The organism is Nocardioides marmorisolisilvae, assembly GCF_003725775.1.
GTDB lineage: Bacteria > Actinomycetota > Actinomycetes > Propionibacteriales > Nocardioidaceae > Marmoricola > Marmoricola marmorisolisilvae.
This window is the reverse complement of the sequence record NZ_RJSG01000001.1, coordinates 389,612-402,694: the sequence shown is the minus strand read 5'-3', so window position 1 is coordinate 402,694 and position 13,083 is coordinate 389,612. Positions and strand designations below refer to the sequence as shown.

The window sequence follows — 13,083 nt, the reverse complement described above, 5'->3', positions numbered from 1 at the left end:
GCACGATGACCTCGGCCTGGGCGAGGTTGACCCGCCCGTGGGTCAGCGCGCTGGCTGTCTGGTGCCACCTCTTCTCAAGAGCCTCGGCCAGCCGCAGGCTGCGCAGGTTGGGTCCGTGCTCGGTGCGGGTGCGGGTCTCCAGCCACCCCGCGAGGCTGCGGCAGGCATCACGGTCAGCGACGTCCTGGGCGTTGGCGATCAGCCGCAGCCGCAGCGCCTCCATCTGGTTGATCTCAGCGGTGAGGGCCTCGAGCGCACGGGCTTTGTCGGCGGTCGCCATGAAGACCGGGTCGACGTCGACCACGTCCTTCAGGGCGGAGCCGATGGTGGCGGTCGCCCGAAGGATCGGGTGGACAGGGTGTGCGCGGGACATGCCTCAACGCGAGGCCGAAAACCACCCTATATCGAACACGTGTTCGAACCTGTGGAAAACCGGCTGCCCTCACTCGCCTGTGCACGACAGCTGGCGCGGGCCCGACGGCGTGCTAGCTGGCGAGCGCCTTCTCGATCGCGGGGATCAGCTTCTCCGGCTCGGTGGTCGGGCTGAAGCGCTTGATCACCTGGCCGTCCTTGCCGATCAGGAACTTGGTGAAGTTCCACTTGATCGCGTCGCCGAGGACGCCGCCCTTCTCGTCCTTGAGCCACTTGTAGAGCGGGTGCGCGTCGTCGCCGTTCACGTCGATCTTCTCGAACATCGGGAAGCTGACGCCGTAGTTCTTGGTGCAGAACTCGCCGATCCCCTCCTCGTCGCGCGGCTCCTGGCCGGCGAACTGGTTGCAGGGGAAGCCGAGGATGACCAGACCCTGGTCGACGTACTTCTCGTAGACGCTCTCCAGGCCGGAGAACTGCGGGGTGAGCCCGCACGCGGTCGCGGTGTTCACCACGAGGACGACCTTGCCGGCGTACGCCGCGAGGTCCTGCTCCTGACCGGTCAGCGTGTTGGCCGAGAAGTCACTCAGGCTGGTCATGTCTCTCCTGGGGGGTGGGAGGGGGTTCCTCGTGGGTTCGTCGACGCTCCAGATCCAGATTGCGCAGGAACGCCTCGTCGTCGTCGGGACCGACCGGACCCCGGGGTAACGGTCGGGCGGGGTCGGATGATTCCCCGCCGCCGTTGTTCCTGCGGTCGACCGCCCAGAAGAATCCGTACAGGACCGCAGCCAGGAGGAGCAGCAGGAAGACGAACCTGATCACGTTCGCAGCCTAGTTCGTGGGTGGTTCCCGGGTGCGAATACCCTGGGGGAGTGAAGCACTTCCTCGTCTACACCGGTCTGCGCATCGGGCTCTTCCTCGTGTGCTGGGCCGTCCTCGTCGGCATCGGGTCGCTCGCCTTCGGCGGCAGCACCAAGGTCGGCATCTGGGCCCTCGTGCTGGCGGCCGTGCTCTCGTCCTTGCTGTCCCTGCGCTACCTCGCCGGCCCGCGGGAGCGGTTCGCCCAGAGCGTCCAGGCCCGCGCCGAGCGTGCCACGGCCGCCTTCGAGGACATGAAGACCCGCGAGGACGCTGACTAGGGCGCTCAGCGCCCCAGCATCAGACCGGCGAACAGGCCGACCGCGTAGAGCAGCTCGCCGACGCCGGTGAGCTGGAGGACCGGGATCAGTGCCGGTCCGACGGCACGCTTCTTGCCGACGATGACCATCGCCTGGTTCAGCTGGATGTAGCCGAGCACGCCCAGCAGGGCGGCCTCGGTCGTCAGCGCCGCGACGCCGGCGACCGCGAACAGCGCGACCACGACGAGGCCGACGTAGAGCCAGCGGGTCCGGCGGTCGCCGAGCTTGACCGCGAGGGTGCGCTTGCCCGACATCGTGTCCGTCGGGATGTCGCGCAGGTTGTTGGTGACCAGGATCCCGCAGGCCAGCGAGCCGATGCCGACCGCGGCGGCGAGCCCGGCCCAGGTGAGCTTCTCGGCCTGCACGTACTGGGTGCCCAGCACGGCGACCAGGCCGAAGAAGATGAAGACCATCACCTCGCCGAGCCCCAGGTAGCCGTACGGCTTCTTCCCGCCGGTGTAGTACCAGGCGGCCAGGATGCTGACGGCACCGACGGCCACCAGCCACCACGCGGTGCTCGCGGCGAGCACGAGGCCGACGACGCCCGCCAGGCCGAACGCGGTGAAGGCGGCCGCCTTGACAGACTCCGCCGGGGCCAGGCCGGAGCCGACCAGGCGCAGCGGGCCGACCCGCACGTCGTCGGTGCCGCGGATGCCGTCGGAGTAGTCGTTGGCGTAGTTCACGCCGATCTGGAGCAGCAGCGAGACCAGGAGCGCCAGGGCGGCCTTCCACCAGACCTCGGCGTGGTCGAACGCGGCGACGCCGGTGCCGGCGAGCACCGGGGCGACCGCCGCCGGAAGCGTGCGCGGTCGTGCGCCCTCGATCCACTGCCCTGCTGTTGCCATGGGCGGGATTCTCGCACCTGGGCGGCTCGCTACATTCAGGGGTGTGAGCAGCCTGCGACCGGTGTCCGGAGAAGCCGCCGAGATCGAGGCGCTGCTCCGCGAGTGGGATGCCGCGCCCGATCCGGGAGCGCTGGTCATCGAGACCTCCGGGTCGACCGGCCAGCCCAAGCGCGTCATGCTCTCCCGCGCCGCCCTCCGCGCCTCGGCCGATGCCACCCATGCCCGCCTCGGGGGACCGGGTCGGTGGGAGCTGAACCTGCCCCCGACGTACGTCGCCGGCGTGCAGGTGCTGTTCCGCACGATCCGCGCGGGCGCGGACGCCGACCGCTCCTACATCTCGCTGGTCCCGACCCAGCTCGTCCGGATGCGCGAGGAGTGGGCCACGCTCACGTCGTACGACGCGGTGCTGATCGGCGGAGGACCGCTGGACGCCGAGGTGCGGGCCGAGGCGGAAGCGGCCGGCGTCCCGATCGTGCAGACCTACGGGATGAGCGAGACCTGTGGCGGCTGCGTCTACGACGGTGTTCCGCTGGACGGGGTCGAGGTCCGGATCGATGACGCCGGCCAGGTGCTGCTGCGCGGCCCGGTGCTGTTCGACGGCTACCAGGACGAGCCGGACCGCACCGCGGCCGCGTTCCGCGACGGCTGGCTGGTCACCAACGACCTCGGCCACTGGGCCGAGGACGGTCGGTTGCGGATCGACGGCCGCACCGACGACGTGATCATCACCGGCGGGCTGAAGGTGCCGGCGCGTGTCGTCGCCGGCGCCGTGGCCGGGCACCCGGACGTCGAGGCGGTCGAGGTGCTCGGCGTCCCGGACCCCGAGTGGGGCGAGCGGGTGGTGGCGTTCGTGGTCAGCCGCGAGCCGCTCGTGCTTGAGCAGGTCCGCGACCTGGTGGCGCCGCGATCCTGGGCCCCGCGTCAGATCCTGCGCCTGCCCGAGCTGCCCAAGCTGCCCAACGGCAAGACCGACCGGGTACTGCTGCGGAAGCTGGCCGCCGATGACTGAGGTTTTCTCGATCCCCCTGACCACGCGGTTCCGCGGCATCGGCGTCCGCGAGGGCGTGCTCCTGCGCGGTGATGCCGGGTGGGGCGAGTTCAGCCCGTTCCTCGAGTACGACGACCCGACGGCGGCGCCCTGGTGGGCTGCGGCTCTCGAAGCGGCGGACGAAGGGTGGCCCGATCCGGTGCGCGACCACGTGCCGGTGAACGTCACCGTCCCGGCCTGCGACCCGGCCCGCGCTCACGCGATCGTGCTCGCCTCGCACGGCTGCCGCACCGCCAAGGTGAAGGTGGCCGAGCGCGGGCAGACCCTGGCCGAGGACGAGGCCCGGCTCGAGGCGGTCCGTGACGCGCTCGGCGGCGACGGGTTGATCCGCGTCGATGCCAACGGCGGCTGGTCGGTCGACGATGCGGTGGCCGCCATCGGCGTCCTCGACCGGGCCGCAAGAGGGCTCGAGTACGTCGAGCAGCCGACCGTGAGCGTGGAGGATCTCGCCCTGGTGCGCCGCCGGGTGCGGGTCCCGATCGCGGCTGACGAGTCGATCCGCCGTGCGGAGGACCCCTACCGGGTGCGCGACCTCGAGGCCGCCGACATCGCGGTGCTCAAGGTGCAGCCGCTCGGCGGAGTCCGGGCGTGCCTGCGGATTGCCGAGGACATCGGCCTGCCGGTCGTGGTCAGCAGCGCGATCGAGACCAGCATCGGTATCGCCGCCGGCGTTGCCCTCGCCGCGGCACTGCCCTCCCTGGAGCACGCGTGCGGGCTGGCGACGGTGCAGCTGCTCGCCGGTGACGTGGTGGATCGTTCGCTGCTGCCGGTCGACGGGGCGCTGCCGGTCTCCCGCCCCGAGGTGACGATGCAGGCGCTTGGTTCCTGGCGCGCGGCGCCCGACCGTGCCGAGTTCTGGGCCGAACGGCTCAGGCGGGTGAGATCGCTTCCCACGCCGGGGTGAGCGCTGTCCACCGGGTGCGCCAGTCGCCGTCGCCACAGGCGGAGACGTAGTTGGTGAGGTCCTCGAGGTGGGCCTGCCAGCCTGCGCCGTGGAAATGCACGTGCTCGATCGGCAGGCCACGCTCCTCCACGACGAGCCGGGTCTTGTCGCCCTCGGTCGTCAGCCACGCCTCGATCTCGGTGCGGTCCTCGGTGTCGGGCTCGAGGGCCACCAGCAGACGGTGCGGTGCCTCGCAGACCTCGACCCGACCCGGGCCGGTCCAGGTGCTGCGGAACGAGGCCTGGAAGGTGCCGCCGACCTGGAGGTCGCCGGTGACCTCGCCCATCCACCGCGCCAGGCGGTCGGGAGTGGTCACCGCGTTCCACAGGTCGTCGATGTCGGTGTCGTAGACGTCCTCGACGCGCAAGCCGCCGACGTTGTCGTCGATCCGCCAGAGGCTGCCCAGGATCTTGGTCTCGGTCATGGCGTTCTCCTTTGTTTCTTGCCTCGTGCGATCTCGGTGTGCAGCGCGTCCAGGCGCTGCTCCCACAGAGCTCGGTAGTCGCCGAGCCAGTCGTCCAGCTCGGCCATCGGTTCGGCACGCAGCCGGTAGATCCGCCACTGCGCCTGCTGCTCGACCTCGACCAGGCCGGCCTCGCGCAGGATCCGCAGGTGCCGGGAGACACCGGGTCGGGCGATCGGGAGCAGCTCCGCCAGCTCGCCGACCGTCGCCGGGCGCTCCTTGAGCACCTCGAGCATCGTGCGACGACTCGGGTCGGAGAGGGCCTGGAGGACGGCGTCCATGACGCGAATGTAACCCAACGGGTACATACCCTGCAAGGTACATAAGCACGGTCGACCAGGCGTAGGGCAGGATCAGGTCTCGTGACAGCGACCGACCTGGCCCGCGGCTGCGTGGAGGCCCTCATCGGCGTCGGCCTGCGGCACGCCGTGGTCGCTCCGGGTTCGCGCAACGCGCCGCTGTCGATCGCCCTGGCCGACGCGGCGGAAGCCGGAGTGATCACCCTGCACACCCGGATCGACGAGCGCACCGCGGCGTTCCTCGCACTCGGGCTCGCCAAGACCTCCCGAGTGCCTGTCGCTGTCGTGACGACCTCGGGGACCGCGGCGGTGAACCTGCACCCGGCTGTGCTGGAGGCCGCCCACGCCGGGATCCCGCTGATCGCGATCACGGCGGACCGCCCGGCCCGGCTGCGCGGCACGCTCGCGAACCAGACCACCGACCAGGTCGGCATCTTCGCCAGCGCCGCGCCGACCTACGACATCGTCGGCGAGATCGAGCTGGCCGATGCGCTGGCCGACCTCGACGGGCCGGTGCACGTCAACCTCCAGTTCGACGAGCCGCTGCTGCCGACCGACGTGTTCGTGCCCGCGACGCGGCAGCCGGAACGAGCACCCTGGCACCAGGAGGAGGCCGAGGTCCTGAAGCAGGGCCCGCGCACCGTCGTGGTCGCTGGGGACGACACCGGCCCGGGTCCGAGGCTGCTCGCCCAGGGCGGAGGCTGGCCGCTGCTGGCCGAGCCCACCAGCGGAGCGCGCAACGGCCCCAACGTGATCCGGACCTACCGGCTGCTGCTCGGTACCGGGCTCGGGGACCGGATCGAACGGGTGGTGGTCCACGGGTCGCCGACGTTGTCGCGCCCGGTGCAGCGCCTGCTCGCGCGCGAGGGCGTCGAGGTGGTCTCGCGTCGGGCGCAGGGGCGCTGGGCCGACCGGCCGCACCCGGTCTCGTACGAGGTGACCTGCCCGCTCGCGGCCGAGGCGCCCGCCGACACGGCGTGGTTGGACGAGTGGCTCGCGGCGGACCGCGACCTCGCGGCCCGCATCGACGAACGGGTGGCGGCCGAGCCCGGCCTGACGCCGTACGAGGTGGCGGTCGAGGTGCACCGCGCCGTTCCGGACGAGGGGCTGCTGGTCGTGGGCGCGAGCAACCCGATCCGCGACCTCGACCTGATGGCCGGGTCCTACAACGTCGGCGGGCGTCGCCTGATCATCGCGAACCGCGGCCTGGCCGGCATCGACGGCACCCTCTCGACCGCGATCGGGGCCACCCTCGGTCGTCCGCACACCTCCCGCGCCCTCGTGTACGTCGGGGACGTGACGTTCCTGCACGACCTCACCGGCCTGGTCATCGGTGGCGCAGAGCAGCGGCCCGACCTGACCATCGTGGTCGCCAACGACGACGGAGGTTCGATCTTCGCCACGCTCGAGCAGGGAGCGCCCGAGTACGCCGGCCGCTTCGAGAAGGTCTTCGGCACCCCGCACGGCACCGACCTCGGTGCCCTGTGCAACGGGCTGCGCATCCCGCACTGGCGGGTCCGCGATCGTGCCGAGCTCGAGCTCGCCCTGGCCAATCCCAACGGCGGCATCGAGGTCGTCGAGGCGGTCATCCGCCGCGACAACCGCAGGGCGCTCGACGCCGAGCTCCGGGCTCTGATCGGATAGCCACGTGCACCTCGTCGTCACCCTCGTCGCGATCGTCGCCGCCGTCCTGGCGACGACCGCACTGTGCAACCGGTTCGACCTCTCGTCGCCGCTGGCGTTGATCGTCGTCGGGGTCATCGGCTCGTACCTGACCTTCATCCCCGAGATCGAGCTGCACCCCGAGGTGGTGCTGCTCGGCCTGCTGCCGCCGCTCCTCTACTCCGCTGCGTTGCAGAGCTCGCTGGTCGACTTCAACGCCAACAGGCGCTCGATCCTGCTGCTCTCGGTCGGGCTGGTCGCGTTCACGACCTCGGGCATCGCGGTCCTGGTGCACTGGCTGATCCCGGGCATCCCCTGGGCCGCCGCCTTCGCGATCGGTGCGGTCGTCTCGCCGCCGGACGCGATCGCCGCGACCGCGATCGGCCGTCGCATCGGCCTGCCGCGCCGGGTCGTCACGATCCTCGAGGGCGAGTCGCTGTTCAACGACGCCACCGCGCTGGTCGGGTTGAACACCGCACTGGTGGCGCTGAAGTCGAGCGTCGCCTGGTACCTGGTGGTCCGCGACTTCGGCCTGGCCGCCGGAGGCGGCGTACTCATCGGTCTGGTGTTCTTCTTCGGCATCGGGCTGGTACGCAAGCACGTGACCGACCCGGTCTTCGACTCGGGCCTGTCGTTCATCACCCCGTTCGCCGCCTACATCACCGCCGAGGAGATCAACGCCTCGGGCGTGATCGCGGTGGTCGTCGCGGGCCTCCTGCTCGGGCACAAGGCGCCGATCATCCAGAGCGCGCAGGCCCGGATCGCCGAGCGGATGAACTGGAGCAGCATCGCGTTCCTGCTCGAGGGCTCGGTCTTCCTGCTCATCGGCCTGCAGGCGCGCACGATCATCGCCGACGCGGCCGACGACTCCCTCTCCGGCGGCCGCATCGCGCTGATCTGCGGTCTGACGCTGCTCTCGGTCATCATGCTGCGCCTGGTCTGGGTCTTCATCGCCCGCTACCTGATCGTGCGTCCCGGCCCGGACGGGCAGACCGGGATGCGCCCGCCCTGGACCTACACGTTCCTGCTCGGCTGGGCGGGCATGCGCGGCGTGGTGACGCTCGCGGCCGCGTTCGCCATCCCGACCGACACCAAGCACCGCGAGGTGCTGCTGCTGATCGCGTTCACCGTCACCGCCGGCACGCTGTTCCTCCAGGGCATGTCGCTGCCGTGGGTCGCACGCCGGCTGCGGGTGCCCTCGCCCGACCCGACCGCCGACGCGTTGGCTCGTGCCAACCTCCTGCACCAGGCAGCCTCCGCGGGTCTGACCCGGCTCGAGGAGGTCTTCACCCACGAGGACCCGCACGAGGTCGGGGAGACCCTGCGCGAGCGCGTACGTCGGCGTGGGGACGCGGCGTGGGAGCAGGTCGGCAACAGCGACGAGCTCACGCCCAGCGAGATCTACTCGAAGAAGCGACGGATGATGATCGAGGCCGAACGCGCGCGGGTGTTGGAGATCCGCTCGACGGGAACAGTGCCCCACGAGGTCGTCGAGGAAGTGCTGGCCATGCTGGACGTCGAGGAGTCGATGTTGGAGTACAGCGATCGTGAGGTCGACAAGGTCCGCCCCGCCCAGGCGCCGACCTCCTACGAGGGCGGCTGCGAGGACCTGCAGCTGGCGCGCCCGGCCGTCGAGCCGGAGACCGCCGGGCAGTGCGACGACTGTCTTGCCGTCGGCAGCCCGTGGGTGCACCTGCGCCTGTGCCTGGTCTGCGGCAAGGTCGCCTGCTGCGACTCCTCACCGCTCAAGCACGCAACCGCGCACTTCCACGACAGCGGTCACGAGGTGATGCGCTCCGCGGAGCCCGGCGAGTACTGGCGCTGGTGCTTTGTGCACGAGCTGACGGGCTAGGAGCGCCGGCGCTGGTGGCTGTTCCGTTCGCGAGCTGACCGGCTGAACTAGAGCGAGCCGAGGATCCGCTCGCGCTGCGACCGGTACTCCTCGTCGGAGACCTTGCCGTCGGCCTTCAACGCGTCCAGGGCTGCCAGCCGCGCGGAGACGTCGTCGGCTCCCGCCGTACCGACCGGCTGGTCCCAGGCGATGTCCATCGACGTCGGGTGCTCGGGTCCGGCGACCTTGGCGCTGAACCCGTCGCCCACCTTGAGCGAGCCCATCGCGGTGAACGGGACGGTCGCCTTCTTGGTGACCTCGTACGCCGCCACGCCCGACGACGCCTCGGGCTCGACCCGGAAGACGAACTCCAGCCGTGGGCGCTCGTTGATGTAGGTGCCGGTCTCCTTGACCGCCTTGATCCAGATCGTCGCCGGGATCGTGGGCGCCGGCCCCGTCTTCGCCTCGATCGCGGAGCCGGTCAGGTACAGGACCGCGCCTCCGACGCCGATGAACAGCGCGTACGCGCCGACCACGATCGGGAGCCAGCGCCAGTTCGCGTCGTCGGCACTGATGCCGAGCTCGAGGATGCCGGTGAGCAGCGACGGCACGCCGAGGACGATGAAGAGGGCCGTGCTGATCGTGAACGTCCGACGGTCCAGGACGACGGCCTTCTTCCCCGCATCGTCCTTCGCCCGAGCCTGCAGGTCCTTGATACTCAGCCCCTGCGAACGGATCGCGAAGCCCATGGCGATCCAGAAGGCGCCGATCGAGACCAGTCCGGGGATCGACAGGGCCACGCCGATTCCGAGAGCCACCACACCGAGAGCAGCAAGTTTCATGGCAAGGGACGCTACCGCCCCCGGAGCTCCTGAAGGCGCTGGTTCAGCGCCTCGGAGACCGGAGCCTTGGTGCCGGTCTCGTAGGAGAACGTGACGATCAACGAGGTTCCGTCCGCCGCCACGGCGCCGTGCTGGTGGCTGACTGCCCGGTAGAGCATCTCGAACCGGTCCTCCCCGACCTCGCCGATCCGGGCGCCGACGGTGACGGTGTCGGGGTAGGTCAGCGGGATCCGGAACCGGCAGCTGGCCGAGTGCAGGATCGGCCCGACTCCTCCGGAGCTCTCGATCGCACCGAGGCCGAGCTCGCCGAAACAGCTGATCCGCGCGGTCTCGAAGTAGCGGAAGTACGTCGTGTTGTTGACGTGTCCCATGGCGTCCATGTCGCCCCAGGCAACGGGGATCACGACGCGGACCGGGAAGTCGGCCAGCAGCTCGGTGATGCGGTTCTCGTCGGTCACGCGGACAGGCTAGAGCAGCGGCTTGAGCGCCAGCAGCGCGATCACGATCGCGGCGACGACACCGGTCGCGCGTCGTCCGCGCGGACCTGAGATCCACCTGCCCAGGCCGGATCCGAGGCTGGCGACGAAGACCTGCCAGCTGGCGCTCGCGACGAACGCGGCCGCGACGAAGACCGTGCCCTGACCCGGCCCGTCGATCTCGACGGTGCCGCCGAGCACGATCGCCGCGAAGTAGATCACCGTCGCCGGGTTCACCGCGGTGATGCCCACGAAGGTCACCCAGGCCTTGACGGCCGACCAGGCCGGCGCCTCGCTCTCGTCGGCGGCGGACGGCCGCAGTGCGTGCACGAGCGTGAGTGCCGCGATGCCGAGCAGCGCGACGATCGAGATGACCTGCAGGGTGTCCTCGATCGGCCCGAGCGCATCGGCGACGGCCTTGCCTGCCAGGACCGCGACGAGCGCGTAGACGCCGTCGACCGTGGCGACCCCGAGTCCGGCTGCTGCGCCGACACGCCAGCCGTCGCGTGCCGAGAGTGCGACGATCAGCGCGGCCACCGCCCCCACCGGGACGGCGATCGCGTAACCGGTCACCAGGCCGGAGATCAGGACGTCGAGCATGCGGGAGATGTTTGCGGTCCCGAAATCGGTTGCGCAACGGGTTTGCCCAGATCGCGGGCGCCCGGAGGGCCGGGCTTGCGGGGCCAGGGGTCTGGGTAGGTAGAGGATCGACGAAAGGGACGGGTTCACCGTGAGCCACCAGCGAGGTCGTACGACGCAGCACCCTGCCACGGCGATTGCCGGCGTTCTGCTAGCGGCGCTGGCCGTCGTGCTGGCGACCACCGCGGGTACTCCCGTGACGGCTGCGGCGCCGACGGGAGCAACGCCGTCGGCTGATGTCTGGCAGCCCCGCACGGTCCTGCTGGGTCGTTCGGTCCAGGGTCGCGGCTTCTACGCCTACCAGGTGGGTGATCCGCAGGCCTCGGAGACGATGGTCATCCTCGGCCAGATGCACGGCGATGAGCACGCCGGCGTCGACATCACCCAGGCCATCCGGCACGGGGCCCAGGTCCAGGGCATCAACCTGTGGGTCGTCCCGACGATCAACCCCGACGGCAACGCCGGTCACGTCCGGAGGAACGCTCACGGCGTCGACCTGAACCGCAACTGGTCGTGGTCGTGGAAGAGCTCGGGCAGGTCGTCGGCGTACTACTCCGGCCCCAAGCCCTTCTCCGAACCCGAGACCCGCGAGCTCGCGGCTTTCCTCCGCTACGTCAAGCCGCACTGGGTGGTCTCGCTGCACCAGCCCCTGTACGGCGTCGACAGCAACGGCGTGAAGAGCCTGACCCTGTACCGGCACCTGATCGACGAGCTGGGGCTTCCCGCCAAGCCGCTGCGCTGCGAGGGCGTGTGCCACGGCACGATGACGGGCTGGTTCAACCACACCCAGTCCGGCGCGGGGATCACCGTCGAGCTCGCGCGCACTCCGTCACAGAGCTTCCTCCAGCGAGCCCCGACGGCGCTGGTGACGGCGCTCCTGGGCCACTACTGACCGGCTGGGCGGAAGGTTTCGACAGGCTCAACCAGCAACCAGCAACCAGCAAGCAGCTGGTCAGGCGAAGGCGTAGTCGGTGAGCGAGAAGCTCTCCACGGACTTGCGGGCGTTGCCCGACGAGGTCGGCCGGAGCAGCACGGCGTCGCCCTCGTTCGTGTAGTAGTAGCTGCGCGCGGTGCCGCACGAGCCCTGGTTGAACACGGTGTCGTCCATCCGCTCGAGCATGTGCTCGAGGAACTCGGCGTCGGCCTGCGGGGTGACCTCGAAGGTGTCGGCGTTGCGATCCTTGAGCTCCCCGAAGAGCCGCTCGATGTGCCGCATCTGTACCTCGATGGTCATGAAGTAGCTCAGGCCCGAGTACGAGTACGGCGAGTTGAGGCTGACGAAGTTCGGGAAGCCGGAGACGGTGACGCCCTCGAACGCGTGGTAGCCGGCGCTCCGCCAGGACTTCCCGAGGTCCTTGCCCTCGCGCCCGATGATCTCGATCGCCGGGAAGTTGGTGTCCCAGAGGTTGAAGCCGGTCGCGAGCACGAGCACGTCGATCTCGTGCTCGACCCCGTCCTTGGTCACGATCGAGGTGGGCGTGATCCGCTCGATCGCCGTGGTCTCCAGCGCGACGTTCTCGCGGTTGAACGTGGGGTAGTACTCGTTGGAGAACGTGGGCCGCTTGCAGCCGAAGCTGTAGTCCGGGGTGAGCTTGGCGCGGGTCTCCGGGTCGTTCACCTGGCGACGCAGGTGCGCGGTCGCGAGGCGGGCCGCACCCTGGTTGAGGAACTTGGCCTGCTTGTAGTGCAGGACCGCGGTGACCATCATCCCCTCGAGCCAGAGGCTGTTGGCCTTGCGTGCGGCGCGCTGCGTCCACGGCGCCGAGGCGAAGAGCTGCTGCACCGGACGCGGGATCTTGAAGTCGGTCTTGGGCGTGACCCAGATCGGCGTGCGTTGGAAGACGGTGAGGTGGCGGGCGCGCTTGGCGATGTTCGGGATCAGCTGCACAGCGGTGGCGCCGGTGCCGATCACCGCGATCCGCTTTCGGTCCAGGTCGACGGAGTCGTCCCACTTGGCGGTGTGGATGACGGTGCCGGCGAAGTCCTCGACGCCGTCGATGTCCGGGAGCTTCGGTTGGGAGAGGAAGCCGGTCGCGGTCATCAGGTGCTTGGCGGTCCGGGTCCGGCGACGGCTGCCCTTGGCCAGGCCCTTGGTCGTCAGCACCCAGTGCTGCTCGTCCTCGTCCCAGCGGGCGCCCTCCGCCAGGACTCCGAACTCCATGTGCCGGCGCAGGTCGTACTTGTCGGCCACGTGCTCGGCGTACTGCTTGAGCTCGGCCCCGCGCGCGAACCAGTGCTTCCAGTACGGGTTCGGCTCGAACGAGTAGGAATACGTCACGCTGGCGATGTCGACGGCGAGCCCGGGGTAGTGGTTCACGTGCCAGGTGCCCCCGAGGTCGTCCTCACGCTCGAGGATCGCGATGTCGGAGTAGCCCAGGCGCTTGAGGCTGATGGCCGCCCCCATGCCGCCGAAGCCGGCTCCGATGATGATGACGTCGTGGTCTGCCATGGGTCCTACTCCTTCTTGAACCAAGTTCAATAAGCGCAC

General features: G+C 70.1%; 16 protein-coding genes. 6 read left to right on the top strand and 10 right to left on the bottom strand.

Translation table 11 applies throughout. The features are described from left to right. From EFL95_RS02070 to EFL95_RS19140, 3 genes are all read right to left on the bottom strand, one after another. The coding region (locus EFL95_RS02070; protein WP_123232386.1) for a DUF222 domain-containing protein at positions 1 to 373 on the bottom strand (373 nt) is incomplete at its 3' end. A 112-nt stretch (positions 374 to 485) separates the two neighbouring features. Beyond that, entirely contained in the window at positions 486 to 968 is a 483-nt protein-coding gene (locus tag EFL95_RS02065; RefSeq protein ID WP_123232385.1) for a glutathione peroxidase, read from the bottom strand. Beyond that, positions 952 to 1,191 (bottom strand): hypothetical protein, encoded by a 240-nt coding sequence (locus EFL95_RS19140; RefSeq protein WP_148044939.1) that lies wholly within the window; start codon positions 1,189 to 1,191, stop codon positions 952 to 954. Before EFL95_RS19140 ends, EFL95_RS02065 begins: the two co-directional genes overlap by 17 nt. 50 nt (positions 1,192 to 1,241) lie before the next feature. Between EFL95_RS19140 and EFL95_RS02060 the strand changes: the two genes are divergently transcribed. Then, positions 1,242 to 1,508 (top strand): DUF4229 domain-containing protein, encoded by a 267-nt coding sequence (locus tag EFL95_RS02060; protein WP_183406978.1) that lies wholly within the window; start codon positions 1,242 to 1,244, stop codon positions 1,506 to 1,508. Positions 1,509 to 1,513: 5 nt separating this feature from the next. Here the strand turns inward: EFL95_RS02060 and EFL95_RS02055 are convergent, their stop codons facing one another. Then, positions 1,514 to 2,392, bottom strand: a complete 879-nt coding sequence (locus tag EFL95_RS02055) for a 1,4-dihydroxy-2-naphthoate polyprenyltransferase (protein ID WP_123232383.1) — start codon at positions 2,390 to 2,392, stop codon at positions 1,514 to 1,516. 43 nt (positions 2,393 to 2,435) lie between these two features. Between EFL95_RS02055 and EFL95_RS02050 the strand changes: the two genes are divergently transcribed. After that, positions 2,436 to 3,401 carry an AMP-binding protein gene (locus tag EFL95_RS02050; protein ID WP_246004751.1) on the top strand — a complete coding sequence of 322 codons (966 nt, stop codon included), beginning with the start codon at positions 2,436 to 2,438 and terminating at the stop codon, positions 3,399 to 3,401. Continuing rightward, positions 3,394 to 4,344 (top strand): o-succinylbenzoate synthase, encoded by a 951-nt coding sequence (locus EFL95_RS02045; RefSeq protein ID WP_123232381.1) that lies wholly within the window; start codon positions 3,394 to 3,396, stop codon positions 4,342 to 4,344. Before EFL95_RS02050 ends, EFL95_RS02045 begins: the two co-directional genes overlap by 8 nt. Here the strand turns inward: EFL95_RS02045 and EFL95_RS02040 are convergent. Beyond that, positions 4,310 to 4,807: an SRPBCC domain-containing protein gene (locus tag EFL95_RS02040; protein ID WP_123232380.1), complete on the bottom strand. Its 498-nt coding sequence runs from the start codon at positions 4,805 to 4,807 to the stop codon at positions 4,310 to 4,312. The two genes, EFL95_RS02045 and EFL95_RS02040, sit on opposite strands and share 35 nt — an antisense overlap. After that, entirely contained in the window at positions 4,804 to 5,127 is a 324-nt protein-coding gene (locus EFL95_RS02035; RefSeq protein ID WP_123232379.1) for an ArsR/SmtB family transcription factor, read from the bottom strand. Before EFL95_RS02035 ends, EFL95_RS02040 begins: the two co-directional genes overlap by 4 nt. 81 nt (positions 5,128 to 5,208) lie before the next feature. On the opposite strand from EFL95_RS02035, the gene menD reads away from it, so the two are divergent. Together menD and EFL95_RS02025 are read left to right on the top strand one after the other, a co-directional pair. Next, complete coding sequence (menD, locus tag EFL95_RS02030) at positions 5,209 to 6,789, top strand: 2-succinyl-5-enolpyruvyl-6-hydroxy-3-cyclohexene-1-carboxylic-acid synthase (protein WP_123232378.1); 1,581 nt, start codon at positions 5,209 to 5,211, stop codon at positions 6,787 to 6,789. A 4-nt stretch (positions 6,790 to 6,793) separates the two neighbouring features. Next, on the top strand, positions 6,794 to 8,659 hold the full coding sequence (locus tag EFL95_RS02025) for a Na+/H+ antiporter (RefSeq protein WP_123232377.1): 1,866 nt from the start codon (positions 6,794 to 6,796) through the stop codon (positions 8,657 to 8,659). A 47-nt stretch (positions 8,660 to 8,706) separates the two neighbouring features. Here EFL95_RS02025 and EFL95_RS02020 read toward each other — a convergent pair whose 3' ends face one another. From EFL95_RS02020 to EFL95_RS02010, 3 genes are read right to left on the bottom strand one after another with little or no spacing between them, the layout of a single operon-like run. After that, positions 8,707 to 9,480: an SHOCT domain-containing protein gene (locus EFL95_RS02020; RefSeq protein ID WP_148044938.1), complete on the bottom strand. Its 774-nt coding sequence runs from the start codon at positions 9,478 to 9,480 to the stop codon at positions 8,707 to 8,709. Positions 9,481 to 9,491: 11 nt separating this feature from the next. After that, the gene (locus tag EFL95_RS02015) at positions 9,492 to 9,938 is read right to left on the bottom strand and encodes an acyl-CoA thioesterase (protein WP_221176288.1); all 447 of its coding nucleotides are present in this window, start codon (positions 9,936 to 9,938) and stop codon (positions 9,492 to 9,494) included. Between the two features lie 9 nt (positions 9,939 to 9,947). Further along, on the bottom strand, positions 9,948 to 10,556 hold the full coding sequence (locus EFL95_RS02010; RefSeq protein ID WP_123232375.1) for a LysE family translocator: 609 nt from the start codon (positions 10,554 to 10,556) through the stop codon (positions 9,948 to 9,950). Positions 10,557 to 10,686: 130 nt separating this feature from the next. Between EFL95_RS02010 and EFL95_RS02005 the strand changes: the two genes are divergently transcribed. After that, a complete protein-coding gene (locus tag EFL95_RS02005) occupies positions 10,687 to 11,487 on the top strand; it encodes a M14 family zinc carboxypeptidase (RefSeq protein WP_183406977.1) in 801 nt (266 codons plus the stop codon). A 60-nt stretch (positions 11,488 to 11,547) separates the two neighbouring features. On the opposite strand, the gene EFL95_RS02000 is transcribed toward EFL95_RS02005, so the two are convergent. Further along, entirely contained in the window at positions 11,548 to 13,044 is a 1,497-nt protein-coding gene (locus EFL95_RS02000; protein WP_123232373.1) for a flavin-containing monooxygenase, read from the bottom strand. Positions 13,045 to 13,083 lie beyond the last annotated feature (39 nt).

What these genes read in the sequence shown, in the direction of transcription:
- EFL95_RS02065 (WP_123232385.1), bottom strand. Translation starts at nt 968, where the DNA reads ATGACCAGCCTGAGTGACTTCTCGGCCAACACGCTGACCGGTCAGGAG.
- EFL95_RS02055 (WP_123232383.1), bottom strand. Translation starts at nt 2,392, where the DNA reads ATGGCAACAGCAGGGCAGTGGATCGAGGGCGCACGACCGCGCACGCTT.
- EFL95_RS02045 (WP_123232381.1), top strand. Translation starts at nt 3,394, where the DNA reads ATGACTGAGGTTTTCTCGATCCCCCTGACCACGCGGTTCCGCGGCATC.
- EFL95_RS02040 (WP_123232380.1), bottom strand. Translation starts at nt 4,807, where the DNA reads ATGACCGAGACCAAGATCCTGGGCAGCCTCTGGCGGATCGACGACAAC.
- EFL95_RS02035 (WP_123232379.1), bottom strand. Translation starts at nt 5,127, where the DNA reads ATGGACGCCGTCCTCCAGGCCCTCTCCGACCCGAGTCGTCGCACGATG.
- EFL95_RS02020 (WP_148044938.1), bottom strand. Translation starts at nt 9,480, where the DNA reads ATGAAACTTGCTGCTCTCGGTGTGGTGGCTCTCGGAATCGGCGTGGCC.
- EFL95_RS02010 (WP_123232375.1), bottom strand. Translation starts at nt 10,556, where the DNA reads ATGCTCGACGTCCTGATCTCCGGCCTGGTGACCGGTTACGCGATCGCC.
- EFL95_RS02000 (WP_123232373.1), bottom strand. Translation starts at nt 13,044, where the DNA reads ATGGCAGACCACGACGTCATCATCATCGGAGCCGGCTTCGGCGGCATG.